At 72.4% G+C, this 25358-nt stretch carries 26 protein-coding genes; 11 read left to right on the top strand and 15 right to left on the bottom strand.

The window, feature by feature from the left end:
- Positions 1-74 precede the first annotated feature (74 nt).
- On the top strand, positions 75-479 hold the full coding sequence (locus tag IE316_RS16295) for a hypothetical protein (protein WP_190205042.1): 405 nt from the start codon (positions 75-77) through the stop codon (positions 477-479).
- Between the two features lie 15 nt (positions 480-494).
- Complete coding sequence (locus tag IE316_RS16290; RefSeq protein ID WP_190205041.1) at positions 495-1442, top strand: hypothetical protein; 948 nt, start codon at positions 495-497, stop codon at positions 1440-1442.
- 110 nt (positions 1443-1552) lie between these two features.
- Here IE316_RS16290 and IE316_RS16285 read toward each other — a convergent pair whose 3' ends face one another.
- Complete coding sequence (locus tag IE316_RS16285) at positions 1553-2581, bottom strand: glycosyltransferase family 2 protein (protein WP_190205040.1); 1029 nt, start codon at positions 2579-2581, stop codon at positions 1553-1555.
- A 138-nt stretch (positions 2582-2719) separates the two neighbouring features.
- On the opposite strand from IE316_RS16285, the gene IE316_RS16280 reads away from it, so the two are divergent.
- A complete protein-coding gene (locus IE316_RS16280; protein WP_444545389.1) occupies positions 2720-4219 on the top strand; it encodes an LCP family protein in 1500 nt (499 codons plus the stop codon).
- A gap of 4 nt (positions 4220-4223) precedes the next feature.
- Here IE316_RS16280 and IE316_RS16275 read toward each other — a convergent pair whose 3' ends face one another.
- On the bottom strand, positions 4224-5495 hold the full coding sequence (locus tag IE316_RS16275) for an LCP family protein (RefSeq protein WP_190205039.1): 1272 nt from the start codon (positions 5493-5495) through the stop codon (positions 4224-4226).
- A 120-nt stretch (positions 5496-5615) separates the two neighbouring features.
- Here IE316_RS16275 and IE316_RS16270 point away from each other — a divergent pair, with 120 nt between their 5' ends.
- Positions 5616-6173 carry an acyl-CoA thioesterase gene (locus tag IE316_RS16270; protein ID WP_190205038.1) on the top strand — a complete coding sequence of 186 codons (558 nt, stop codon included), beginning with the start codon at positions 5616-5618 and terminating at the stop codon, positions 6171-6173.
- Positions 6174-6195: 22 nt separating this feature from the next.
- On the opposite strand, the gene IE316_RS16265 is transcribed toward IE316_RS16270, so the two are convergent.
- On the bottom strand, positions 6196-6756 hold the full coding sequence (locus IE316_RS16265; RefSeq protein ID WP_190205037.1) for a mycothiol transferase: 561 nt from the start codon (positions 6754-6756) through the stop codon (positions 6196-6198).
- Positions 6757-6816: 60 nt separating this feature from the next.
- Complete coding sequence (locus IE316_RS16260; RefSeq protein WP_268257642.1) at positions 6817-7974, bottom strand: acyl-CoA dehydrogenase; 1158 nt, start codon at positions 7972-7974, stop codon at positions 6817-6819.
- A 176-nt stretch (positions 7975-8150) separates the two neighbouring features.
- Between IE316_RS16260 and IE316_RS16255 the strand changes: the two genes are divergently transcribed.
- Positions 8151-9494, top strand: a complete 1344-nt coding sequence (locus IE316_RS16255) for a UDP-glucose dehydrogenase family protein (protein ID WP_190205036.1) — start codon at positions 8151-8153, stop codon at positions 9492-9494.
- Positions 9495-9789: 295 nt separating this feature from the next.
- Here the strand turns inward: IE316_RS16255 and IE316_RS16250 are convergent, their stop codons facing one another.
- Positions 9790-10296 (bottom strand): CGNR zinc finger domain-containing protein, encoded by a 507-nt coding sequence (locus tag IE316_RS16250; protein WP_190205035.1) that lies wholly within the window; start codon positions 10294-10296, stop codon positions 9790-9792.
- Positions 10297-10389: 93 nt separating this feature from the next.
- Here IE316_RS16250 and IE316_RS16245 point away from each other — a divergent pair, with 93 nt between their 5' ends.
- Positions 10390-10749: a VOC family protein gene (locus tag IE316_RS16245; RefSeq protein WP_190205034.1), complete on the top strand. Its 360-nt coding sequence runs from the start codon at positions 10390-10392 to the stop codon at positions 10747-10749.
- A 17-nt stretch (positions 10750-10766) separates the two neighbouring features.
- On the top strand, positions 10767-11159 hold the full coding sequence (locus IE316_RS16240) for a VOC family protein (protein ID WP_190205033.1): 393 nt from the start codon (positions 10767-10769) through the stop codon (positions 11157-11159).
- A gap of 9 nt (positions 11160-11168) precedes the next feature.
- Here the strand turns inward: IE316_RS16240 and IE316_RS16235 are convergent, their stop codons facing one another.
- Complete coding sequence (locus tag IE316_RS16235; protein ID WP_190205032.1) at positions 11169-12299, bottom strand: dipeptidase; 1131 nt, start codon at positions 12297-12299, stop codon at positions 11169-11171.
- 102 nt (positions 12300-12401) lie between these two features.
- Entirely contained in the window at positions 12402-12761 is a 360-nt protein-coding gene (locus tag IE316_RS16230; protein WP_190205031.1) for a MerR family transcriptional regulator, read from the bottom strand.
- Between the two features lie 67 nt (positions 12762-12828).
- Between IE316_RS16230 and IE316_RS16225 the strand changes: the two genes are divergently transcribed.
- The gene (locus IE316_RS16225) at positions 12829-13971 is read left to right on the top strand and encodes an alkene reductase (RefSeq protein WP_190205030.1); all 1143 of its coding nucleotides are present in this window, start codon (positions 12829-12831) and stop codon (positions 13969-13971) included.
- Here IE316_RS16225 and IE316_RS16220 read toward each other — a convergent pair.
- Genes IE316_RS16220 through IE316_RS16210 form a run of 3 tightly spaced genes read right to left on the bottom strand, consistent with a single transcriptional unit; the run spans position 13920 to position 16758 of the window.
- Positions 13920-15098: a dipeptidase gene (locus IE316_RS16220; protein ID WP_190205029.1), complete on the bottom strand. Its 1179-nt coding sequence runs from the start codon at positions 15096-15098 to the stop codon at positions 13920-13922. The two genes, IE316_RS16225 and IE316_RS16220, sit on opposite strands and share 52 nt — an antisense overlap.
- Positions 15099-15100: 2 nt before the next feature.
- Positions 15101-15622 (bottom strand): 5-(carboxyamino)imidazole ribonucleotide mutase, encoded by a 522-nt coding sequence (purE, locus tag IE316_RS16215; protein WP_190205028.1) that lies wholly within the window; start codon positions 15620-15622, stop codon positions 15101-15103.
- Positions 15619-16758: a 5-(carboxyamino)imidazole ribonucleotide synthase gene (locus tag IE316_RS16210; protein ID WP_190205027.1), complete on the bottom strand. Its 1140-nt coding sequence runs from the start codon at positions 16756-16758 to the stop codon at positions 15619-15621. Before IE316_RS16210 ends, purE begins: the two co-directional genes overlap by 4 nt.
- A 155-nt stretch (positions 16759-16913) precedes the next feature.
- Here IE316_RS16210 and IE316_RS16205 point away from each other — a divergent pair, with 155 nt between their 5' ends.
- Positions 16914-17486 (top strand): GtrA family protein, encoded by a 573-nt coding sequence (locus tag IE316_RS16205; protein ID WP_190205026.1) that lies wholly within the window; start codon positions 16914-16916, stop codon positions 17484-17486.
- Between the two features lie 241 nt (positions 17487-17727).
- On the opposite strand, the gene IE316_RS16200 is transcribed toward IE316_RS16205, so the two are convergent.
- A complete protein-coding gene (locus IE316_RS16200) occupies positions 17728-18999 on the bottom strand; it encodes a sensor histidine kinase (protein ID WP_190205025.1) in 1272 nt (423 codons plus the stop codon).
- A gap of 31 nt (positions 19000-19030) precedes the next feature.
- The gene (locus IE316_RS16195) at positions 19031-19708 is read right to left on the bottom strand and encodes a response regulator transcription factor (protein WP_190205024.1); all 678 of its coding nucleotides are present in this window, start codon (positions 19706-19708) and stop codon (positions 19031-19033) included.
- A gap of 499 nt (positions 19709-20207) precedes the next feature.
- Between IE316_RS16195 and IE316_RS16190 the strand changes: the two genes are divergently transcribed.
- Positions 20208-21704: an oligopeptide:H+ symporter gene (locus IE316_RS16190; protein ID WP_190205023.1), complete on the top strand. Its 1497-nt coding sequence runs from the start codon at positions 20208-20210 to the stop codon at positions 21702-21704.
- A 98-nt stretch (positions 21705-21802) separates the two neighbouring features.
- Here the strand turns inward: IE316_RS16190 and IE316_RS16185 are convergent, their stop codons facing one another.
- Positions 21803-22375: an ATP-binding protein gene (locus tag IE316_RS16185; RefSeq protein WP_190205022.1), complete on the bottom strand. Its 573-nt coding sequence runs from the start codon at positions 22373-22375 to the stop codon at positions 21803-21805.
- 250 nt (positions 22376-22625) lie between these two features.
- Positions 22626-23003, bottom strand: a complete 378-nt coding sequence (locus tag IE316_RS16180) for an STAS domain-containing protein (RefSeq protein ID WP_190205021.1) — start codon at positions 23001-23003, stop codon at positions 22626-22628.
- 251 nt (positions 23004-23254) lie between these two features.
- Between IE316_RS16180 and IE316_RS16175 the strand changes: the two genes are divergently transcribed.
- Positions 23255-24169 (top strand): RNA polymerase sigma factor SigF, encoded by a 915-nt coding sequence (locus IE316_RS16175; RefSeq protein WP_190205020.1) that lies wholly within the window; start codon positions 23255-23257, stop codon positions 24167-24169.
- Here the strand turns inward: IE316_RS16175 and hutI are convergent, their stop codons facing one another.
- Positions 24170-25345: an imidazolonepropionase gene (gene hutI, locus IE316_RS16170; protein ID WP_190205019.1), complete on the bottom strand. Its 1176-nt coding sequence runs from the start codon at positions 25343-25345 to the stop codon at positions 24170-24172.
- Positions 25346-25358: the final 13 nt, after the last annotated feature.

Here is a 25358-nt window from a genome sequence, read left to right as displayed (position 1 = left end):
TTGCCCTCGGTGCCTCGGCACATGACACGATCCTGTGCGTTTCCTGTGATGAACATGATGAACAAGGGGGATCCATGAAGCACGTCGGAGCCAAGCTCGCCGGAGTCCTGCTGGCCGCCGGGGCCGTCGCGGTGACCGCCACGCCCGCCCAGGCCGCCTACGACGACGGCAGATGCGACAGCGGCGAGCTGTGCATGTACTACCACTCGACCGAGTACGGAGCCTCCTCGTTCCGGGACTACTACGACGAGGACCCCAGCCACCACGACGACGTGTTCCTCTCCAGCGGGGCGGGCAAGGGCCAGGTCGTCGGCAACAACGCCTCCTCGGCCAAGTGCGCCGGCACCCGCTACAACTACGCGATCTTCTTCAACTCCAACTTCCAGGGTCAGCGCCACAACCACACCTGCGACGGCGTGCGGCGCAACACTCCGGGCTGGCTGCAGAACAACAACGCCTCCAGCTACGAGCCGTACTAGGCCACGGACGTCTTCATGACACGCGGGACCAGACTGCTCGGGGCGGCGCTGCTGTGCGCCGCCCTCGGGCTGACCGGCTGCTCCTCCGGCGCGGACGGCGCCGCGACGGGCGACGGCGCCGACGAGGCACCGCCGGTCGACTTCAAGACCCCTCCGGCCGTCTCCGCGACACCGACCGTGTCCGGCGTTGTCGAACTGGAGCTGCCGCTGGAGGCGTACGCGTGGACGGACGCCGAGATCCGCACCCGGCAGCAGGGCGAGGACCTGCTCGCCGCCGCGTGCATGCGCTCCTACGGCTTCGACCTCGAACCGCGTCCCCTGTACCGCGGTGACAAGGCGCTGCGGGACGCCCGCCGCTACGGTGTCTCCGACCCGGCCACCGCCTCCCGTTTCGGGTACCACATGGACCCCGCCGCCCGCGGTCCGAAACCGCCGGAGGAGAACTACACCCCGGCCGAGTCCCTGGTGCTCTTCGGCCCGCAGGAGGGCCGGCCGGCCGCGCGGAAGCAGAACGGCAAGGAGATCCCCAAGGGCGGATGCTGGGCCAAGTCGCTGCGCGACCTGGCGAGCGAGGGCCCCGAGGTCCACCCGGACAAAGAGGAGTTCGCCGACCAACTCGGCGGCTTTACCTTCCAGGAGTCCCAGAAGGACCCCCGGGTGAAGAAGGCGTTCAGGGCCTGGGCCGCTTGCATGAAGGAGCGCGGCTACTCCTATGCGAACCCCATGGCGGCCGTCGAGGACCGCCGGTTCACCGAGTCGGCCACCGCCTCCGCGGAGGAGATCCGGGTGGCCGAGGCCGATGTGGCCTGCAAGCGCGAGCACAACGTGATCGGGATCTGGTACGCCGTCGAGGTCGCCTACCAGGAGCGGGCCGTCGAGGAGAACCAGGAACTCCTCGACACCCTGAAGCAGCGCAAGGAGGCCATCCTGCGGGCGGCCTCCAGGGCCGGGGCGAGCAACTGACGGAGGTCGGCGCTCACGGACATCCGCGGCGCCGCGGCCGACGGGGACACGGACACCGTGTCCTCCGGTCGCGGCGCCGGCCGTTCCCGGGCCGGCGTCCTGCGGCCGGCTCAGGACTCGTCGAGCACCGCCGGCCGCCGGCTCGCGATCACCCTGCGCGCCAGTGACTTCGGGCTGGTCAGGAAGCCCCAGCCCCAGGACATGTGCATGGTCGCCAGCGCCACCGGGATGCGCAGCCGGGCCCGCCAGCCCAGCCCCCGCCCGGCGGGCAGCGAGCCCAGTGCGATCGCCGCGAGGTAGCCGCCGGGCACGACGAAGCCCCAGGGCGTGAGCGCCGCGCCGACGACGACTCCGGCCGTGATCGCGCACACCGCGACCGGCGGGGCGAGGTAGCGCGGGTTGATCGACCCGGCGTGGTAGCGGGCGACGACGTGCCGCCAGCGGCCGTAGTCCTTGTACTGCTTGGCCAGCGCCCGGACGCTGGGCCGGGGCCGGTAGGACACCTTCAGCTCGGGCGAGAACCAGATCAGCCCGCCGGCCTCGCGGATGCGGAAGTTCAGCTCCCAGTCCTGGGCGCGGATGAACTCCTCGTTGTACCCGCCCTGCCGCTCCAGCGCCTCGCGCCGGAACACCCCGAGGTAGACGGTCTCGGCGGGGCCGGCCTTGCCGCCGGTGTGGAAGGCGGCGTTGCCGACGCCGATCTTCGAGGTCATGGCGGCGGCGACCGCGCGCTCCCAGTCGTTCTCGCCCTCGGCGTGCATGATGCCGCCGACGTTCTGCGCGCCGGTCTCCGCCAGCAGCCGTACCGCCGTGGCGATGTAGCCGGGGGACAGCATCCCGTGGCCGTCGACGCGGACCACGACCGGATGCCGGGACGCCTTGATCGCCGCGTTCAGCGCGGCGGGCGTCCGGCCGGTGGGGTTGGGCACGGTGTGCACCCGGGGGTCCTCGCGGACCAGCTCGGCGGCGATCTCGTCCGTGCGGTCCGTGGACGGACCCAGAGCGATCACGACCTCCAGCTCACCGGGGTACTCCTGGGCGAGAATGGCGCGGACGGCGCCGCGCAGATGCCGCTCCTCGTTGAGAACGGGCATGATCACGGAAACGGCGGGGGTCCGCACGTCGGACTTGGCGTTCATCGGTGCTCACGTTACCGCGAACGGGGGACACCGATGCGCGGCGCGGGGTCCACTGGGCCGGGCCGCAGATCGTATCGGCCTACGGTGCTCACGATCCCCCGTCCGTACGCCCGGGCCAGCCCCCGCGGAGGTGTCCCCTTGCCCACGCCGCCCCGCTCCCCCTCCCTCCGGGTCCCGGCCGCGCCCGCCCGGGGCGGACCGCCCCCGCAGCGGCGGCGGCCCCGGCCGGCCCCGGGGCCGCCGCGGCGGCGGCCGCGCTGGACCCTGCGGGCGGTGACCGCGCTGTCGGTGGTGGTGCTCGCCTCCGCCGGGATCGGCCACGCGGTGCTCTCCGGCCTGGACGCGGACATCACCCGGGTCGACGCCTTCAAGGACATGAAGAACCGGCCGCGGGCGGGCCACGGCATGAACGTCCTGCTGGTCGGCACCGACGGCCGGGACCGGATCTCCGGCGCGGAGCGGCGCCGGTTCCGGCTGGGCGGGGCGCCCTGCCACTGCACCGACACGATGATGATCGTGCACATCTCGGCGGACCGGGAGCGGGCCAGCGTGGTCAGCCTGCCCCGCGACTCCTACGCCGTGACCCCGGCGCACACCGACCGGACCACCGGGAAACCGCACCACGGGCACCCGCTGAAGCTGAACGCGGCGTACGCCGAGGGCGGCCCGCAGCTCACCATCCGCACCGTGGAGAGCATGACCCAGGTGAAGATCGACCACTATCTGGAGGTCGACTTCACCAGCTTCATGCGCACGGTGGACGTCCTCGGCGGGGTGGAGATCTGCACCTCCCGACCGCTCAAGGACAGCTACACCGGCCTCGACCTGCCGCCCGGCACCCACCGGCTGATGGGCGGCCAGGCCCTCCAGTACGTCCGCTCCCGCCACCTGGACGGCGCCTCCGACCTCAGCCGGATGCGACGGCAGCAGCGGTTCATGGCGGCCACCATCGACCGGGCGACCTCCTCGGGCATCCTGCTGAACCCGATGAAGTTCCGGGACGTGACCCGGGCCGTGCTGGGCTCGGTCCGCGCCGACAAGGGCTTCGGCACCGACGAGCTGCTGGCGCTCGGCCGGGCGATGCGGAACTTCTCGCCCTCGTCCTCGGAGTTCACCACCGTCCCGATCGGCACGATGGGGTACGCCGTGAAGGGCGTCGGCTCCACCCTGAAGTGGGACCCGGCCGCCGCCCGCCGCCTGTTCACCGCCCTGCGCGAGGACAAGCCGCTGGCCGCGGCCGGACCCCGGCGGCCCGCCCCGGCCGTCCGGGTCCCGGTCGACCCCCGGGAGATCCGGGTCCAGGTCGAGAACGGCACCCGCACGCCCGGGCTGGGCAGGCGCGTGGACAAGGCGCTGGCGGCCACCGGGTTCCGGACCACCGGGACGCCGGTCAACGCGGCGGCCCCGGCCGTGGAGCGGACCGTGGTCGCCTACGACCCGCGCTGGGACCGCTCCGCGAAGTCCCTGGCCGCCGCCCTGCCCGGCAGCGAGCTGCGGGCGGTCGCCGGCCAGGGCGCCACCCTGAAGGTCATCGCGGGCGCCGACTTCCGGCAGGTCCGGCCGGTACGCCCGGAGGAGCCCGCGCAGCAGCCGGGCGCGGTGGTCCGCGGCGACGAGGTGGTGTGCGGCAAACCCTGAGGGCTCACTGCGCGGAGACGGTGACCTTCTCGTCGTTCTTCAGCTCGTCGACCAGCTTCTTGACCTTGGCGCTGTCCCACTGGAGGTTGCCGTTGCCGGTGCTGCCGGCGATCGGCATGTTCATCGAGGTGCCGTCGCCGCCGCTGACGCCCTTCATCGCCCAGAACATGCCCGCCAGGTCGAACAGGCCCATGTCCTTGTCGACGATGAGCGAGTCCAGGCCGGCGCCCATGGTCGGGTAGAGCCGGAACGGGTTCAGCACGGTGGACGGCGTGGCGACCTGGCCGGCCAGGGCGGACAGGAACTTCTGCTGGTTCTTGGTGCGGTCCAGGTCGGAGCCGGCCAGCGCGTACCGGGTGCGGACGAAGGCGAGGGCCTCCTCGCCGTTCAGGGTCTGCTTGCCCTTCTTGAAGTCGGCGCCCGACTTGGTGTCCTTGATGTCCCGCGGGATGTCCATCTCGACGCCGCCGACGGCGTCCACGATGTTGGCGAAGCCGGCGAAGCCGATCTCGACGTAGTGGTCGATGCGCAGCCCGGTGTTGTACTCGACGGTGCGGACCAGCAGTTCGGGGCCGTCCTCCGCGTACGCGGCGTTGAGCTTCACGTGCCGGCCGGTGCCCTGGTACGTCTTGCCGGACTCGGAGCCGACGAAGGTCGGGATCTCCACGTCCGAGTCACGCGGCAGGGAGACCAGGGTGGCGCCGTTGTCCCCGGTGTGCAGGATCATCATCGAGTCGGTGCGCTTGCCCTCGGCGGAGCCGGTGTGCAGGTCCTTCTTCTCCTCGTCGGACATGCCCTCGCGGCTGTCGGAGCCGACGATCAGGTAGTTGGTGCCCTCGCCCGCCTCCGGCCGGTCGATGACCTTGGAGAGGTCGACCTCGCGGTTCAGCTTGGAGTCGGCCCAGAAGTAGGTGCCGACCGCCGTGACGACCAGTACGGAGACGACCGTGATCGCGGTCCACTTGATCCGGCGGCCCCAGTTCGGCGCGGGGCGCGGTCCGCGCGGGCCCGCCGGTCCGCCGCCGCCGGGGGTGCCGTAGACCTGGCCGGTGTTGTAGCCGCTGTCGTAGCCGTCCTGGCCGCCGCCGTCCACGTACGACGGCTGCTGCGGGACCCCGCCGTACTGAGGCGCCGTCGGCCCCGGGCCGGGCGGCGGCGTCTGGCCGCGCCGGACCTGACGCATCACGCGCGCGCTCTCGGGCCGCGCGCTCGCGCTGCCGTGTCCGTAACCGCCGGCGCGGCTGTCGCCGGGCCTTGCCTCGGGCCAATCGCTCATGGGCTCCAGTGTGCAGGTCGCGGCTGTGCCCTGGACAAGGGTCGTCGGAAAATCAGGGCACCGCTGTTGCGAAGCTGACACAAATCACACCGTTGTTCGCCGCCGCATAAGGTGGAGGTCATGACAGACCAGCCCGCTACCGATGAGTCGGGAACCCCGGAGATCCCGGGCAAGCCGACCTCGGCCTCCCGTACCACCCTCAGCCACATCATGACCCACAACGACACCAACCTGCTGGGTACGGTGCACGGCGGAGTGATCATGAAGCTGGTGGACGACGCGGCCGGAGCCGTCGCCGGACGGCACTCCGGGGGGCCCGCCGTGACCGCCTCCATGGACGAGATGGCGTTCCTCGAACCCGTCCGCGTCGGTGACCTCGTCCATGTGAAGGCCCAGGTCAACTGGACCGGCCGGACCTCCATGGAGGTCGGCGTCCGGGTGCTGGCCGAGCGCTGGAACGAGTCGGCGCCGCCCACCCAGGTCGGCTCGGCCTACCTGGTGTTCGCCGCGGTCGACGCCGACGGCAAGCCGCGCCGGGTGCCGCCCGTCATCCCCGAGACCGAACGGGACAAGCGCCGCTGGCAGGAGGCCCAGATCCGCCGCACCCACCGGCTGGCCCGCCGCCGCGCGATCATGGAACTCCGCGAACAGCGGCTGGCGGACGGCATCGAGGACTGACCTCCGCCGCCCGGCCCGCCGCCTACTGGCCCACCCGGCCGTCGACGCACTCGCGCAGCAGGTCGGCGTGGCCGCAGTGCCGGGCGTACTCCTCGATCCGGTGCACCAGCAGCTCCCGCACCGCGATGCCGCCCTCGCCCAGCCGCTCCCCCAGGTCGGGGTGGCGGGCCAGCTCGGCGTCGGTCGCCGCCTGCTCGCGCTCCAGGTCGCGGTGGGCGGCGTCGACCACGGCCGGGTCGGCGACGGCTCCGTCGAAGTCGGCGTCCCGGCCGCCGTACAGCCTCGGCAGCGGGTCGCCGTCGGTGATCCAGTTCCGCCAGTCCCGCTCCACCTCGGCGAGGTGCCGGACCAGGCCCAGCAGGGACATCGTCGACGGCGGCACCGACCGCCGCGCCAGTTGCTCCGGGCTCAGGCCCGCGCACTTCATCCGCAGGGTCAGCCGGTAGTCGGCGAGCACGTCCCACAGCGTCCCGGCCTCGCCCTCCGGAGCCGGTCCGTCGTTGTTGCGGGGGTCCTCGCCGGGGTCGGCCCACATGTCGGGGTAGGTACGGGCCGCGCTCCACCGCTCCGGTCGCTCACTCATCCGCCCATGCTCACCGCGCGCCCCGGCCCCCGCCAGGGCGCGTACCGGCCGGATTCACCGCTACGGCAGGTTCCTCGCCATCACGATCCGCTGGACCTGGTTGGTGCCCTCGTAGATCTGGGTGATCTTGGCGTCGCGCATCATGCGTTCCACCGGGTAGTCGCGGGTGTAGCCGTAGCCGCCGAGGAGCTGGACGGCGTCCGTGGTGACCTCCATGGCGATGTCGGAGGCGAAGCACTTGGCGGCGGCGCCCTGGTAGGTGAGGTCGGCGTCGCCGCGTTCGGAGGCGGCGGCGGCCTGGTAGGTGAGGGCGCGGGCGGCGGAGATCTTCATCGCCATGTCGGCGAGCATGAACTGGACGCCCTGGAAGTCGGCGATCGCCTTGCCGAACTGCCGGCGCTCGCGGACGTAGCCCTTGGCGTAGTCCAGGGCGCCCTGGGCGATGCCGAGGGCCTGGGCGGCGATGGTGATGCGGGTGTGGTCCAGGGTCTTCAGCGCGGTCGCGAAGCCGGTGCCCTCCTCGCCGATCATGCGGTCGGCGGGGATGCGGACGTTGTCGAGATAGACCTCGCGGGTCGGGGAGCCCTTGATGCCGAGCTTCTTCTCCGGGGCGCCGAAGGAGACGCCCTCGTCGGACTTCTCGACGACGAAGGCGGATATGCCCTTGGAGCGCTTGTCCGGGTCGGTGACGGCCATGACCGTGTAGTACTCGGAGACGCCCGCGTTGGTGATCCAGCGCTTGACGCCGTTGAGGACGTAGTGGTCGCCGTCGCGGACCGCCCTGGTCTTCATGCCGCCCGCGTCGGAGCCCGCCTCGGGCTCGGAGAGGCAGTACGAGAACATCGCGTCGCCCTTGGCGAGCGGCGCCAGGTACTTCTTCTTCAGCTCCTCGGAGCCGGAGAGGATCACCGGCAGGGAGCCCAGCTTGTTCACCGCCGGTATCAGGGAGGAGGACGCGCAGACGCGGGCCACCTCCTCTATGACGATCACCGTGGCGAGGGCGTCCGCGCCCGCGCCGCCGTAGGACTCGGGGACGTGCACCGCGTGCAGGTCGTTGGCGGTCAGGGCGTCGAGCGCCTCCTGCGGGAAGCGGGCCTCCTCGTCCACCGCGGCGGCGTACGGCGCGATCTTCGCCTCGGCCAGCGAGCGGACGGCGTCGCGGAGCATGTCGTGCTCCTCGGACGGGCGGTACAGGTCGAAGTCAGCCGATCCGGCCAAGGTCTCTCACGCTCCAAAACGCTGGGATGCGGGTGCCCACACTGTGCTAACTACTGTTAAGTAACACGAATTTTAGGGGCGCCCGGGTCTGGTGGATAGGTGAGCTTGACGACAGGGTGATCAGGGCCCCGGTTATGCTCGGGCCCGCACGACCGCCGTACACCTCTGGAGCACGCATGGCCCTCAAGATCACCGTGATCGGCACCGGCTATCTCGGCGCGACCCACGCGGCGGCCATGGCGGAGCTGGGGTTCGAGGTACTCGGCCTGGACGTGGTGCCGGAGAAGATCGACATGCTCCGGCGCGGCGAGGTCCCGATGTACGAGCCGGGCCTGGAGGAGCTGCTGCGCCGGCATGTCGACGGGATCGAGGGGTCCAGCGGGCGGCTGCGCTTCACCACCGACTTCGCGGAGGCCGGGGCCTTCGGCGACGTGCACTTCCTCTGTGTGAACACCCCGCAGAAGCACGGCGAGTACGCCTGCGACATGTCGTACGTGGACTCCGCGCTGGCCTCGCTCGCCCCGCACCTGACCGGGCCCGCGCTGGTGGTCGGCAAGTCGACCGTGCCGGTGGGCTCCGCCGACCGGCTGGCCGGGTACCTCGCGGCGCACGCCCCGGCCGGCCCCGAGGTGGAGCTGGCGTGGAACCCGGAGTTCCTGCGGGAGGGCTTCGCCGTCGAGGACACCCTGCACCCGGACCGGATCGTGGTCGGGGTGCGCAGCGAGCGGGCGGAGAAGCTGCTGCGGGAGATCTACGCGACGCCGGTGGCGGAGGGGTCGCCGTTCGTGGTGACCGACTTCCCGACCGCCGAGCTGGTGAAGACGGCCGCGAACTCCTTCCTCGCCACGAAGATCTCCTTCATCAACGCGATGGCGGAGGTGTGCGAGGCCGCGGGCGGCGATGTGGCCAAGCTGGCGGAGGCGATCGGGTACGACGAGCGGATCGGGCGGAAGTTCCTGCGCGCGGGGATCGGCTTCGGCGGCGGCTGTCTGCCCAAGGACATCCGGGCGTTCATGGCGCGCGCCGGTGAGCTGGGCGCGGACCAGGCGCTGACCTTCCTGCGGGAGATCGACTCGATCAACATGCGCCAGCGCGGCCAGATGGTGGAGCTGGCCCGCCAGGCGCTGGGCGGCGGGCCGTTCCTCGGCAAGCGGGTCGCGGTGCTCGGCGCGACCTTCAAGCCCGACTCCGACGACGTACGGGACTCCCCCGCGCTGAACGTCGCCGGGCAGATCCACCTCCAGGGCGGCCAGGTCACGGTGTACGACCCCAAGGGCATGGCGAACGCGCGGCGGCTGTTCCCGACGCTCGGGTACGCCGACTCGGCGCTGGAGGCGGTGCGGGGCGCGGACGTGGTGCTGCATCTGACGGAGTGGCGGGAGTTCCGCGAGGTGGACCCGGAAGAGCTGGGCCGGGTGGCCGCCGCCCGCACCATCCTGGACGGCCGCAACGCCCTGGACCCGGAGCTGTGGCGCCGGGCCGGGTGGACGTACCGGGCGATGGGCCGGCCGACGGCCTGAGCGGCGGTACGAGTACGCCGCGGGCGGGTACGGCGGGCTTCGGCGCGGGCAGCGGTACGGCGTGGGGCCGGCGCGTGCAGCGCTACGGCGGCGGGTCCTCACGCGGACAGCGGTACGGCGGCGGACCCCGGTGCGGGCAGCGCGGTACGGCGGCCGGCCCAGGCGCGGGCAGCGGTACGGCGGCCGGGTGCGGTCCTGGGTGACGCCGGTTCGGCCGAGGCTCAGTCGGCCGAACCGGCGTCGGCCTGCATTCTGCCGCAACCGGGCCGCCCGCGCCGGGTGAACGGCGTACCCGTCACGTCTCCTTGGCGCGATAACGGCGCATCTTGGCGCGCGCCCCGCAGACCTGCATCGAACACCAGCGCCGGCGTCCGGCCGGGCTGCGGTCGTAGTACGCCCAGAGGCAGTCGCCGGCCTCGCACGCCTTCAGCCGGGTCCAGGTGTCCGCGACCAGCGCCTCGGCGACGGCGGTGGCGATCCGGGCGGTGAGGGAACCGGCGCGGGCCGCGGCGAGCCCGGCGGAGCCGTCGGCCGGGTCGACCGTGACCACCAGGGGGGCGTCGGCGAGCAGCTCGCCGAGCGGGGTCACCGGGCGGTGCGGCGGATGCCCGGCGTGGGCGAGCAGGACGGCGCGCAGCGACTCGCGCAGCTCCCGGGCGGCCGGCAGGTCCTCCTCGGTGAGCTGGAACCGCGCCCGGCCCTCCGGGGTGTCCAGCGCGTCGGCGCCGGACTCGACGTCGAGCGTGTTCACCAGGGCCTCCACCAGGGCCAGGCTCCCCGGTGCGGACGGTCGCTCACTCATGCTTGCGACGTTACCTCCCGTACGGGAGCATGGAGTAACCGTTACCGGTTACCCGCCAGATACAGGTAACCGCAAGGCTTCGAGGAGGAAGTCATGGCTGTCGCCGAACTAGGCGTCGTCGTCCTGGACTGCCCCGACCCCCGCGCGCTCGCCGGTTTCTACGCCGAGGTGCTCGGCGGCTCGGTGGAGGGCGAGGGCGACTGGGTCGACCTGAAACTGCCGGACGGCAGGGCGCTGGCCTTCCAGGCCGCCCCCGGCTTCGTCCCGCCGCGGTGGCCCTCGCCCGAGCACTCGCAGCAGTTCCACCTGGACCTCGACGTGCCCGACCTGGACGAGGCCGAGAAGGCCGTGCTGGCGCTGGGCGCGCGGCCGCTGGACACGGAGGACCGCACGCGCGGCTTCCGGGTTTACGCGGACCCGGCCGGGCACCCGTTCTGTCTCTGCGCCGCCTGATCCGGAGGTTCCGCTCCATGGCACCCGTGGCACACGTCCGTTCCGTCGTCGTCGACTGCCCCGAACCCCGCGAACTGGCCCGCTTCTACGCGGCCGTCGCGGGCGGCACACCCGAGGAGGAGAGCCCCGACTGGGTGGTCCTCCAGGTGCCCGGCGGCCCCCGGCTGGCCTTCCAGCGGGCGCCCGGCCTGACCCCGCCGGAGTGGCCCCGCTCCGACCGCAACGCCCAGCAGTTCCACCTGGACTTCGACGCCGGGTCGACCTGGGAGGAGATCGACGCGGCCCAGGAGAAGGTGCTGGCGCTCGGGGCCCGGGTGCTGGACGCGGAGGACCGGGAGAAGAAGGACTTCGTGGTGTACGCGGACCCGGCCGGGCACCCGTTCTGCCTGTGCCGGATCGAACAGGGGTAGCGCCCCGCCTCAGCCGTCCAGGTCGGCGATGGTCGCCGTGGACGGCGGCCGGCGCAGTCGCGCGGCGCGTGCGGTGAACGCCGCGCCGCGCAGCACCCGCTGGACGTTGCCCCAGGTCAGCAGGGCGACATCGGCCTCTTCCCAGCCCCGCCGGAGCAGCTCGGCGACGAGCCGGGGGTAGCCGGAGGCGTCGCCCAGCTCCAGCGGGTGGGCGGCGCCGGAGTCGTACGTGCCGGACAGGCCGACGGACCCCGGGCCGGCCACCTCGCGCACATGGTCGAGGTGGTCGGCGACGTCCCGGACGGTCGGGCCGGTCTGCTCGGCGGTCAGCGGCACCATGCACACCCCGCCGGCCGCGCCCAGCTCGGCCAGCAGGTCGTCGGGGAGGTTGGCGGGGTGCGGACGCAGCGCGCGGGCGGCCGAGCGGGTGCACAGCGCGGGCGCCTTGGAGACGGCGAAGGTCCGCCGGACGGTGGCCGGCGACGCCCCGGACAGGTCGGCGATCATCCCGAGCCGGTTCATCTCCCGGACGACCTCCTCGCCGAACCGGGTCAGCCCCGCCTCGCCCGCCCAGCTCACGCCGGTCAGGGTGAGCACCCGCAGGCCCAGGGCGTACAGGGAGCGCAGGATGCCGAGCCGGTCGCCGACGGCGGCGGCCCCGGCGGGACCGGGCAGCACGGCGGTCCGGCCGCAGTTGCGGGCGTCGATGACCTCACCGGCGTCGTACGCCAGGCGCAGGCCGTCGGGGTGGGCGCGGACCACCTGGCGGACCAGGTCGAGCTGGTCCAGGGTGGCGCCGACCGCGCGGTCGCCGTCGAAGCCCTCGGGCAGGTGCAGCGCGGAGAACAGCGCGCCGACCCGCCCCTCGCGCAGCCGGGGGATGTCGGTGTCCACGGCGGTCTCGCCCAGCTCCAGGTCGTACCAGGGCAGGTGCTTCAGCGCCCAGGGCAGCCCGCTGTAGCCGTCGGCGACCGGGTGCGCGGCCAGCACGGCCCGGGCCCGCTTCAGCGGCGCGTCGTCCGGGTCGGAGACGGGCGTGTAGGGCTCCGGCGGGAGCACGTCGGCGGGGAACGGCACCGGCAGGTCGTCCAGCTCGCCGGCCTCGGTGCGTGCGTGCAGGTCGTCCTGGAGGTCTGCCATGGCGGGCTCCGTACGGTCGTCGTGCAGTACCGTCACCGTCGCACGGAGCGGGAACCGCTTCCTGGTGGGCGGTGCGTTCGGGGGTACGCCGACCGGGCCCGGTCAGCGGCCGCGGGCCGCGTCGATCACCTCGTCCAGGGTCTCCCGGGAGCGCAGCAGGTCGGCGATGGTGCGGTCGATCCGCTCGCGCTCGGCGGCGAGGTCCTCGACCAGCTTGGGGGTGGCGACGGCCGAGGGGCCGCCGTCGGCGTCCCGCATGCAGGGCAGCAGCCGGGCGATCTTGCTGCTGCACAGCCCGGCGGCGAACAGCTCCTGGATCCGCACCACCCGGTCGACGGCGGCCTCCGGGTACTCCCGGTGCCCGCCGGGCGTCCGCTCGGCCGCGAGCAGCCCCTGCTCCTCGTAGTAGCGCAGCGACCGCTCGCTCACGCCGGTGCGCCGGGCCAGTTCACCGATCCGCACGATGCCCCCTCAGCTCGGTCCGGACGGACTTGAAACTGACATCAGTGTCAAGTTCTAGCGTACCGGCATGACGTACACGACAGCACTGTTCGAGTCCGCCTCCCTGGGTCCCCTCACCCTTGCCAACCGTCTGCTGATGGCGCCGCTGACCCGCAACCGGGCCGAGGCCGACGGCACTCCGACCGCGCTGATGGCCGAGTACTACGCGCAGCGCGCCTCGGCCGGGCTGATCATCGCGGAGGCGTCCACGCCCAACGCGACCGGGCAGACGTACCCGAACATCACCGCGATCCACCGCGAGCGGCACGTGGCGGGCTGGCGTCGGGTGACCGAGGCGGTGCGGGCGGCCGGGGGCGGCGGGATGTTCCTCCAGCTCCAGCACGGCGGCCGGGTCGGGCATCCGGCGACCAGCGGGCTGACGCCGGTCGCGCCGTCGCCGGTGCCGCTGCCCGAGACGATCTTCACGCCGGACGGGCACCGGCCGTCCGTGGTGCCGCGCGAGATGACGGCCGAGGACATCGCCGCCACCGTCGCCGACTTCGCGCGGGCTGCCCGCAACGCGCTGGACGCCGGGTTCGCGGGCGTGGAGGTGCACTCCGCCAACGGCCATCTGCTCCACCAGTTCCTGGCCCGCAACACCAACCGCCGCACCGACGGCTACGGCGGCTCCCCCGACCGGCGGATCCGCTTCACCGCCGAGGTCACCGAGGCGGTGGCCGCCGCGGTCGGGCCGGAGCGGGTGGGTCTGCGGATCTCCCCCGGCAACACCGTCAACGGCATCGCGGAGGGCGAGACGGAGGAGCTCTACCCGGCGCTCGTCGAGCGGCTCGGCGACCTGGGCCTGGCCTATCTGCACCTCGGGTACGCCGACCCCGCCGCGCCGGTCTACCGGCGTATCCGCGCGGGCTGGCCGGGGGTGCTGGTCGCCAACCCGGTGCTCACCGAGCTGACCACCGAGGAGGTGCACCGCGCCTCCGGCAGGCTGCTGGACGCCGGGGCCGACCTGATCGCGCTCGGCCGGCCGTTCCTGGCCAACCCCGACCTGGTGGCCCGGCTGCGCGCGGGCGCCCCGCTGAACCCGGTGCGGGACCGGTACTTCATGTACGTGGGCGGGGCGGCCGGCTACACCGACTACCCCACCCTCGCCGAGGCGGCGGCTCAACCGTCCAGCGACTCGATCGTCGCCTGCGACGGCGCCCGGGTCGCCTGAAGGTCCCGGGCCACGTCCTCGGCCGCGCTCAGCACCCGTACCGCGTTCCGCCAGGTCAGCTTGGCCAGGTCGGTGCGGGACCAGCCCCGGTCGAGCAGCTCGGCGATCAGGTTCGGGTAGCCGGAGACGTCGCCCAGGCCGTCCGGGGTGAAGGGGGTGCCGTCGTAGTCGCCGCCGATGCCGAGGTGGTCGACGCCCGCGACCTCCCGCATGTGGTCGAGGTGGTCGGCGACCGTGGCCACCGTGGCCACCGGACGCGGCACCCGCTCCTCGAAGGCGCGGTGCACCTCCATCGCCTCGGGGCCGCTGTCCAGGGGGTGGAAGCCGTGCGCCCGCATGTTCTCGTCGGCGGCGGCCGTCCAGTCGACGGCCGCCTGGAGCACGAACTTGGGGACGAACGTCACCATCGCCACGCCCCCGTTGGCGGGCAGCTTCTCCAGCACGTCGTCGGGGATGTTGCGCGGGTGGTCGCAGAGCGCGCGGGCGGAGGAGTGGGAGAAGATCACCGGCGCGGCGGAGGTGTCCAGCGCGTCCCGCATGGTCGTCGCCGCCACATGGCTGAGGTCGACCAGCATGCCCTCGCGGTTCATCTCCCGCACGACCTCCCGGCCGAACGCGGTCAGACCGCCGGCGGCGGGCTCGTCGGTCGCCGAGTCCGCCCAGGCCACGTTGTCGTTGTGGGTGAGCGTCAGGTAGCGCACGCCCAGCGCGTACAGGGCGCGCAGCACGGCGAGGGAGTTGTCGATGGAGTGGCCGCCCTCGGCGCCCATCAGCGACGCGATCCGGCCCTCGGCGCGCGCGGCCTCCATGTCGGCGGCGGTCAGCGCGGCCCGCAGCTCCCCGGGGTGGCGGTCGATGAGCCGCCGTACGCAGTCGATCTGCTCCAGCGTGGCGGTGACCGCGCCGGGCAGGTCGGAGCGGACGTACACCGACCAGTACTGCGCGCCGACCCCGCCGGCCCGCAGCCGGGGCAGGTCGGTGTGCAGGTGGGCGCGCTGGTCGGCGGCGATGTCCCGGGCGTCGAGGTCGTAGCGGACCTGTTCGCGCAGGGCCCAGGGCAGGTCGTTGTGCCCGTCGACGACGGGGAAGTCGGCCAGCAGTTCGCGGGCCAGGTCCAGTGAGGTCATGGCTACTTCCCGAAGCCGAAGGAGGCCGAGCCCTCGACCTTGGCGCGCAGCCGCTTGCCCTTCTCGGTGGCCTGGTCGTTGAGGTCCTGCTGGAACTCGCGCATCCGGGTGAGGAGTTCCTCGTCGTGGGCGGCGAGGATGCGGGCGGCGAGCAGCCCGGCGTTGCGGGCGCCGCCGACGGAGACGGTGGCGACGGGGACCCCGGCCGGCATCTGCACGATCGACAGCAGGGAGTCCATGCCGTCGAGGTACTTCAGCGGCACCGGCACGCCGATGACCGGCAGCGGGGTGACGGAGGCCAGCATGCCGGGCAGGTGGGCGGCGCCGCCGGCCCCGGCGATGATCGCCTTCAGCCCGCGGTCGGCGGCCTGCTCGCCGTACGTGATCATCTCGCGCGGCATCCGGTGCGCGGAGACGACGTCGACCTCGTAGGCGATCTCGAACTCGTCGAGCGCCTTGGCGGCGGCCTCCATCACGGGCCAGTCGGAGTCCGACCCCATGACGATGCCAACAACGGGGCTCATTCGGTGATGGTCCCTCTCAGGTAGCCGGCAGCGTGACGGGCGCGCTCCAGCACGTCGTCGAGGTCGTCGCCGTAGGTGTTGACGTGGCCCACCTTGCGGCCGGGCTTGACGTCCTTGCCATACATGTGGATCTTGAGCTGGGGGTCGCGGGCCATGCAGTGCAGGTACGCGGAGTACATGTCGGGGTAGTCGCCGCCGAGGACGTTGACCATCACCGTCCACGTCGCGCGCGGGCGGGGGTCGCCGAGGGGCAGGTCGAGGACCGCGCGGACGTGGTTGGCGAACTGCGAGGTGATCGCGCCGTCCATCGACCAGTGGCCGGAGTTGTGCGGGCGCATCGCCAGCTCATTGACGAGGATCCGGCCGTCGCGGGTCTGGAACAGCTCGACGGCGAGGTGGCCGACGACGCCCAGTTCCTTGGCGATGTTCAGCGCCAGCTCCTCGGCCCGCAGGGCGAGGTCCTCCGCCAGGTCGGGGGCGGGCGCGATCACGGTGTCGCAGACCCCGTCGACCTGCCGCGACTCCACCACCGGGTAGGCGACGGCCTGGCCGTGCGGGGAGCGGACGACGTTGGCGGCCAGCTCGCGGACGAAGTCGACTTTCTCCTCGGCCAGCACCGGCACTCCGGCGCGGAACGGCTCGGCGGCCTCCTCGGCCGAGCCGACCACCCACACGCCCTTGCCGTCGTACCCGCCGCGCACGGTCTTGAGGACGACCGGGAACCCGTCGCCCTCGGCGGCGAACGCGGCCACGTCGGCCGGGTCGCGCACGATGCGGTGGCGCGGGCAGGGCACGCCGATCGCGGTGAGCTTCGCCCGCATCACGCCCTTGTCCTGGGCGTGCACCAGCGCGTCGGGGCCCGGCCGGACGGGGATGCCGTCCGCCTCCAGGGCCCTGAGGTGCTCGGTGGGCACGTGTTCGTGATCGAAGGTGATCACGTCACAGCCACGGGCGAACTCGCGCAGCGTGTCGAGGTCGCGGTAGTCGCCGACGACGACATCGCCGACGACCTGGGCCGCGGAATCCTGCGGAGTGTCACTGAGGAGCTTGAACCTGATGCCCAGCGGGATGCCCGCCTCGTGCGTCATACGCGCGAGCTGGCCCCCGCCGACCATGCCGACTACCGGAAACGTCACACCCCTAGCGTATCGGCCGTGCCGGGGCACCTCTGTTCCCGGCCGTTCCCCCGCCGTTTCCGGCGCCGGGATCGCCCGTCCACAGGAAGATCGCGGGCCCGGGTGGTTAGCATGACTGGGTCGACGCCAACCTACGGACGGGGGCCAGGACGACCATGGGACGTGGTTCCCCGGCGCATCGGAACGCGCCCCTCACCCCGCGCCGGGCACTGCGGCGGCGGTTCCAGGGGGTCGCCCGCGAGATCGTGAAGTTCGGCGCCGTGGGCGGAGCGGGGGTCCTGGTCAACCTGCTCGTCTTCAACCTGGTGCGGCACACCACCGACCTCCAGGTGGTCCGGGCCGGCATCGTCGCCACCGTCGTGGCGATCGTCTTCAACTACATCGGCTTCCGGTACTTCACCTACCGGGACCGCGACAAGAGCCGCCGTACCAAGGAGATGACCCTCTTCCTGCTGTTCAGCGCGGTGGGGCTGGTCATCGAGAACGGGCTGCTGTACCTGGCGACGTACGGCTTCGGCTGGGACAGCCCGCTGCAGAGCAACATCTTCAAGTTCGTCGGCATCGGCGTGGCGACGCTGTTCCGCTTCTGGTCGTACCGGACCTGGGTGTTCCGCGCGCTGCCGGACCGGGACGGGGCCGCCCGCGCGGAGTCCTTCCTGGAGCACGAGCTGCCGACCGCGGCCCCGGCGCCGGGCGCCCCCCGGGTCGGCGCGGGCCGCCGGCCCTGAGCCCCGCGGGCCGGTACGGCTAGGGCCTGTCGTTTGGATCAGGTCGCAGGGAATCGGCTGCGCGTTGTCGCGCCGGTGAGCGGGGCCTGGTGCGTGCAGATGCAAGGCGGAGGAGGGAGTCGACGCGATGGGGGTGCCCCCGCGCGAGCGCAGCCGAGCGTGGGGGAGTCGAGGACCGACGACAACGCCGCAGGTGCGCGTGCCAGGCCCCGCGTCTGCGGCATGATCCAAACGACAGGCTCTAACGGACCGTCCGGGACGGTTCCTCGGGCACCTTCGGCGGCTGGGTGCGGGACAGGAACAGGCCGAACACCGGCGGCTTGGCCTGGAGCAGCTCCAGCCGCCCGCCGTCCGCCTCCGCCAGGTCCCGGGCGACGGCCAGCCCGATGCCCGTGGAGTTGCGTCCGCTGATCGTCCGCTCGAAGATCCGCGCGCCGAGGTCGGCGGGGACGCCGGGCCCCTCGTCGGTCACCTCGACCACCGCCTGGTTGCCGGTGACCCGGGTGCGCAGCGCGACCGTGCCGCCGCCGTGCATCAACGAGTTCTCGATCAGCGCCGCCAGCACCTGGGCGACCGCGCCGGGCGTGCCGACGGCCGTCAGGTGCCGCTTGCCCGAGGAGACGATCGCCCGGCCGGCGCTGCGGTAGGCGGGGCGCCACTCGGCGATCTGCTGCTGGATGACGTCGTCCAGCTCGAAGGTGACGGCGGAGCCGCTGCGCGGGTCGCGGGAGTTGGTCAGCAGCCGCTCCACGACGTCCGTGAGCCGCTCCACCTGGGCCAGGGCGATGGTCGCCTCCTCCTTCACCGTCTCCGGGTCGTCGGTGAGGGTGATCTCCTCCAGCCGCATCGACAGCGCGGTCAGCGGCGTACGCAACTGGTGGGAGGCGTCGGCGGCCAGCCGGCGCTCGGCGGTGAGCATCCGGGCGATGCGCTCGGCGGAGGCGTCCAGCACATCGGCGACCCGGTCCAGCTCGGGGACGCCGTACCGCTTGTGGCGGGGGCGCGGGTCGCCGGAGCCGAGCCGCTCGGCGGTCTCGGCGAGGTCGGTGAGCGGGGAGGCGAGGCGGCTGGCCTGGCGGATCGCGAGCAGCACGGCGGCGATCACCGCGAGCAGCGCCACCAGCCCGATGATCAGCAGGGTCCGGCCGACCTCGCGGGTCACCGAGGACCGGGGCTCCTCGACCAGGACCGTCTCGCCCTCCTCGCCGGTGGCCTCGCCCCGGGTGACCTCCCCGGACGGCTCGGAGCCGACCCGGATGACCGGCTTGCCGGGGACCCGGATCTCGGCGTAGCGGTCGCCCTCGACCTGGCCGCGCAGCACCTCGGCGTCGACGCTGCCGGTGCCCAGCAGCCGACTGTCCACGATGCTGGCCAGCCGGGCCGCCTCCAGGTCCACCCGCTCCTGGGCGGTGCTGCTGATGGTCCGGGTCTCGACGATGACGAGGGAGACGCCGAAGACGGCGATCACGACGAGCACCACGGCGAGCGTGGACTGGATCAGTCGGCGGCGCATGTCCTCTTACCCGGGGCCCTGGTGCGCGGGCTCAGTTCTTCTCGAAGCGGAAGCCCACGCCCCGCACGGTGGCGATGTAGCGCGGATTGGCCGCGTCGTCCCCCAGCTTCTTGCGCAGCCAGGAGATGTGCATGTCCAGGGTCTTCGTGGAGGACCACCAGGTGGTGTCCCAGACCTCGCGCATGAGCTGGTCGCGGGTGACCACCCGGCCGGCGTCGCGGACCAGCACCCGCAGCAGGTCGAACTCCTTCGCGGTGAGCTGGAGCTCCTCGTCGCCCATCCAGGCGCGGTGCGACTCGACGTCGATGCGCACGCCGTGCGTGGCGGGGGGCTGCTGGGGCTCGGCGGAGCCGCGCCGCAGCAGGGCCCGGACCCGGGCGAGCAGCTCGGCCAGCCGGAACGGCTTGGTGACGTAGTCGTCGGCGCCCGCGTCGAGGCCGACGACGGTGTCCACCTCGTCGGCGCGCGCGGTCAGGATGAGGATCGGCACGGCGTGGCCCTCGGAGCGGAGCCGCCGCGCGACCTCCAGGCCGTCCATGCCGGGCAGGCCCAGGTCCAGCACGACCAGGTCCACGCCGCCCTGCATCCCGGCGTCGAGCGCCGTGGGTCCGTCCTCACGCACCTCGACCTCGTACCCTTCCCGGCGCAGTGCGCGGGCCAGCGGCTCCGAGATGGACGCGTCGTCCTCGGCGAGCAGTACACGGGTCATGGACCGATGGTAGTCCGCCCGGAGCAACCCCCGGGGGCGTGATCGGCGCCGGGGCCTCTTACCTGCGGACATGCCGGACACCTCGCCCCCGCGCGGGGCGGGGGACGATCTCGCGGAAGACTTCGGAAGGTACGATTCCGGTTCCGTCACTCCCTGTGATCCGCGTCTCAAGTCCTTCCATACCGGGCGGTGTCCTGCCGTATGGTGAATCAACGCCTGTAGCACCACGGGGACCTTTGGCGGCTGTTGACGCTGAAGGTCTCTTTTGTGTGCGGGCTGGCCTCCTCGCCAGCCTCCAAAGGAATGACCTGTGGCCGGGCCTCGCAGCGCAGTGACGCGCGCAGAGGTGTGGATCCCGGTGGTCACCGTCCGCCGTCCCGCGATCCGGGGCGGACTCCCCGCAGGCGTGGGGTGGACGGAGCGGACCGCCGGTGCCGGCCTGCCCCCACCGGGCGCGCATCGCCTCTCGTGAGCGCGTCCCGACCAGCAAGGAACGACCATGGCGTCCAGCCTGACGAAGGACTCGGTCACCCCGGGCATCCCCGGTTCCGAGAAGACCTTCTTCGGCCACCCCCGGGGTCTGGCCACCCTCTTCATGACCGAGATGTGGGAGCGCTTCTCCTACTACGGCATGAGGGCTCTGCTCCCGCTGTACCTCGTGGCCCCCGGCGGGCTCGGCCTGAGCGCCGGCACCGCCACCGCGATCTACTCGGTGTATCTGTCGCTGGTGTACCTGCTCACGATGCCGGGCGGCTGGTTCGGCGACCGCGTGTGGGGTCCCCGCAAGACCGTGGGCATCGCGGGCGGCGTCATCATGCTCGGCCACCTGACCCTGGCGCTGCCCACCTCGGGCACCTTCTACGCCGGTCTCGGACTGGTCGCGATCGGCTCCGGTCTGCTGAAGGCCAACATCTCCACGATGGTCGGCCAGCTCTACGACGGCCCGGACGACCCGCGCCGCGACGGCGGCTTCACCGTCTTCTACATGGGCATCAACCTCGGTGCCTTCGTGGCGCCGCTGACCATCGGCACCATCGGCGAGAACGTCAACTGGCACCTGGGCTTCGCGCTGGCCGCGGTCGGCATGGCGGTGGGCGTGGCGCAGTTCCTGATCGGCAGCCGCCACCTGGCCGCGCACTCCAGCGTCGTGCCCAAGCCGCTGTCGGCGGCCGAGAAGTCCACCACGCTGCGCAAGGCCGCCTTCTGGGCCGTCGTCGCGGTGGTCTTCTACGCGATCGTCGGCTTCTCCGGCCACTACACGCTGAACTGGATCCTGGTCCCGCTGACCCTGCTCGGCGTGATCATCCCGATCATGGTGCTGACCCGGATCAAGCGGGACCGGTCGCTGGACCGCGCCGAGCAGTCGAAGATGTCGGCGTACATCTGGTTCTTCGTCGCCGCGGCCGTCTTCTGGATGATCTACGACCAGGGCGGCTCGACCCTGTCGATCTTCGCCGACTCCTCGGCCGAGAACACCGTCGCGGGCTGGGAGTTCCCGGTCTCCTGGTACCAGTCGGTCAACCCGGTCATCATCATGGCGCTGGCCCCGGTCTTCGCCTCGCTGTGGCTGGCGCTGGCCCGCCGTGGCAAGGAGCCGAGCACGATCGTGAAGTTCTCGTTCGGCCTGGTGCTGGTCGGCGCGTCCTTCTTCCTCTTCCTCGCCCCGCTGGCCATCGCGGACGGCGGGCACAAGGCGGCGGCGCTCTGGCTGGTGGCGATCTACTTCGTCCAGACCTGCGGTGAGCTGCTGCTCTCCCCGGTCGGCCTGTCGGTCACCACGAAGATGGCGCCGGTGAAGTACGCCTCTCAGATGATGGGCGTCTGGTTCCTGGCCGTCACCGCCGGTGACGCCACGACCGGCCTGCTGTCCATCGCCGGGGTCGACCTCAACAAGACGGGCATCGTCGCCCTGGAGGCCACCCTCGCCGTGGTCGCGGGCGTCGCGGTCTGGATGTACCGCAAGCGCGTCAAGGCCCTCATGGGCGACGTCCGCTGACCCGCCTCGCTCGTACGAAGGGCCACCGCACCTGCTGGGTGTGGTGGCCCTTCGGGGTTTTCGGTGTCTTGGGGCGCCTTGCGTGAGGCGCGTGCGGGTTACGCGGGGGCGCCCAGCTCCGCCCAGACCGTCTTGCCGGTGACGCCCGGGGTGCGTACGACGCCCCAGTCCAGGCAGAGGCGCTGGACGATGAACATGCCGTGGCCGCCGGGGCGCCCGGCGCGGTGCGGGGTGCGGGGCGCGGGCTGACCGCTGCCCCGGTCGGTGACCTCCAGGCGGATCACCTTCCGGTCGCAACTGATGTGCAGCTCTTCCGGGCCGTCCGCGTGCAGGCAGGCGTTGGTGACCAGCTCGGAGACGACGAGGAGGACGTCCTCCGCGGCGGCCCGCTGGTCGGCCGACGCGGCGGGCAGCCAGCCCCACGCGTACAGCGCCTGGCGGGTGAAGTCGCGGGCCAGCGGCACGACGCCGCTGACTCCGTCGAAGCTCAGCGTGCGGACCTGGCGGCCGGTGGACGCCGCCGGCGCGGCCACGCCCGTGCCGGGCTCCCCGGTCCCGTGTTCGCCCCCCGTGGGCTCCCCGGTCATCGGCGTTCCCCCCTGAGACGCCCCGGAAGCGCCGCTGGGCTCCGGACCGCGGTCGCCCGGCGGGTAGGGCCGGGTGGTGCTCATCAGCGCTTCACCTCACCGATTCACCAGTTCACGTTTCAATGTCGTACAGGTCGGTCGAAAAACTTGGTCACGCGGTACAGCGGTGCGTCCGCCCCCCGATGTCCCCGTCCGGGAGCGCGACATGTTCAGGATGACTCCTGCCCGACCCGACCGACGGAACACCCCTGTATTCGGCAAGAAACACGGGGCGGAGGAAAACCACCGGTCACAGCGGGCGCGGAGGCAGGGCGCCGGGCCCCGCGCGGCCGGCTCAGCCCGACTCGTCCGCCAGCGCGGCCGAGAGGGTGTCGTGCACGGTGAAGACGGCGTCCGCCCCCGTGATCTCGAACACCCGCGCGACCACCGGCTGCATCCCCACCAGGTGCACGCCACCGCCCGCGGCCTCGGCCTTCAGCCGTGCCCCGAGCAGGACGTTCAACCCCGTGGAGTCGCAGAACTCCAGGCGGGAGCAGTCGACGACCAGCCGGTTGTATCCCTTTGCGAGACAGCCCTCGAGTGGCTCGCGCAACAATTCGGCGGTGTGGTGATCCAACTCACCCGCCGGAGTCACGACGGCACTGAGGCCCTCTTCCCGCACCTCCACCAGAAGCCGGCCAGACTGTGCGCTGCCGACCGTCCCGCGGTCCATGCCGTCTCTCTCTCCCGACGTCGAGGCTGTTGCTGACGCCCTCGAACACTACGCCTTCCCCACGGCCTTCGACACCCGAACATCCACACACAAACGGACATAACTGAACATAAAGCACTTGCGGCGGGCTCGGTGAAGCCGGTAGGGCTAGTAGGAACACGCAATCGACACGGCCGGCTTTGGAGGCGCCGCACACCGCAGTGCACGCAATTGGCTTCGGCAGCCGTATGCCGAGAACGATGGAGGACATCATGTCACCCCGGCTCGACGGATCGCCTACCCACCGAGCGACGTCGACACCCCCTCCGGAACATCTGGATCCCATCGAGCTTCCCGAGGCGGGTGCCCGCCCCGGCACCGCGCTCGCCGGGCTTCCGGACATCCCCGCCCCCGACGAGGTCGCTCCGGCGGACGCCCGGGCCCTGTCCAAGACCCTCTTCGAGCGCCTGGAGTCGCTGGAGGAAGGCACCCACGACCACGCGTACGTCCGCAACACGCTGGTCGAGCTCAACCTGGCGCTCGTCAAGTTCGCCGCCTCCCGCTTCCGCTCCCGCAGCGAGCCGATGGAGGACATCGTCCAGGTCGGCACGATCGGCCTGATCAAGGCGATCGACCGCTTCGAGCTCTCGCGCGGTGTGGAGTTCCCCACCTTCGCGATGCCGACCATCATCGGCGAGATCAAGCGGTTCTTCCGCGACACCTCCTGGTCCGTCCGGGTCCCGCGGCGCCTGCAGGAACTCCGCCTGGACCTGGCCAAGGCCGGTGACGAACTGGCCCAGCAGCTCGACCGCGCCCCGACGGTGGCCGAACTCGCCCAGCGCCTGGGCATCACCAACGAGGAGGTCGTCGAGGGCATGTCGGCGGCCAACGCGTACACCGCCGCCTCGCTGGACGCCCAGCCCGAGGAGGACGACCCGGAGGGCACCCTCGCGGACCGCATCGGCTACGAGGACCACGGGCTGGAGGGCATCGAGTACGTCGAGTCGCTCAAGCCGCTGATCGCCGGTCTGGCGCCGCGCGACCGCAGGATCCTCTCCCTGCGCTTCGTCGCCGGGCTGACCCAGTCCGAGATCGGCGAGGAGCTGGGCATCTCCCAGATGCACGTCTCCCGGCTGCTCTCGCGCACCCTGGTCAAGCTGCGCAAGGGGCTCACCGTCGAGGAGTGATCACACGGCGCGTACGCCCCGCCGCCACACCCCCGCGACCAGCGGTACGCCCGGCCGGTAGGCCAGGTGGACATGGCTCGGGGCGTCGAGGAGGGTCAGGTCGGCGTACGCGCCCGGGGTGAGGCGGCCGATGTCGGCGCGGCTCAGGGCCGCCGCGCCGCCCGCCGTGGCCGCCCACACCGCCTCGTCCGGCGTCATCCCCATGTCCCGCACCGCCAGCGCGATGCAGAACGGGACGGACGAGGTGTACGACGAGCCGGGGTTGCAGTCCGTGGAGAGCGCGACCGTGACCCCGGCGTCGAGCAGCCGGCGCGCGTCGGGCCACGCGGCGCGCGTGGAGAACTCCGCGCCCGGCAGCAGGGTGGCGACCGTGCGACTGCCGGCGAGCGCGTCCACGTCGGCGTCGGTGAGGTGGGTGCAGTGGTCGGCGCTGGCCGCGTCGACCTCGACGGCGAGCTGGACGCCGGGTCCGTGGGAAAGCTGGTTGGCGTGGATCCGCGGGTGCAGGCCCTTCTTCCGGCCCGCGGTGAGGACGGCGCGGGCCTGGTCGCCGTCGAAGGCGCCCTCCTCGCAGAACACGTCGATCCACCGGGCGTACGGGGCGCAGGCGTCCAGCATCTCGCCGGTGACCAGGTCGACGTACCCGGCCGGGTCGTCGGCGTGCTCGGGGGCGACGATGTGCGCGCCGAGGTAGGTGACCTCGTCGGTGTGGCGGGCGGCGAGGCGCACGGCACGGGCCTCGTCGGCGGTGGTCAGGCCGTAGCCGGACTTGGTCTCCAGGGTCGTGGTGCCCTGCCGGAGGGCCTCGGCGAGGTGGCGGGCGAGGTTGGCCTCCAGCTCCGCGTCGGAGGCGGCGCGGGTGGCGGCGACCGTGGTGCGGATGCCGCCCGCGTGGTACGGGCGGCCGGACATCCGGGCGTTGAACTCCTCGGTGCGGTCGCCGGCGAAGACCAGGTGGGAGTGGGAGTCCACGAAGCCCGGCAGCACCGCCCGGCCCCCGGCGTCGACCCGGTTGTCAGTGGCGGGTGCTTTGCTTGATTCACCGGTCCACGCGACGCGGTCGCCGTCGATGACGACGGCCGCGTCCCGGATCGCTCCGAGAGGGGAGCCGTCGCCGAGGGAGGGGTCGTTGGTGATCAGCGTGGCGATGTTGGTGATGACGGTGCTGCTGCTCATGGCGTCCTCGTGG

Origin of the sequence: Streptomyces fumanus, from assembly GCF_014655295.1 — a bacterium.
In the GTDB taxonomy this organism is placed as follows: domain Bacteria; phylum Actinomycetota; class Actinomycetes; order Streptomycetales; family Streptomycetaceae; genus Streptomyces; species Streptomyces fumanus.
This window is presented reverse-complemented; position numbering and strand designations above follow the sequence as displayed.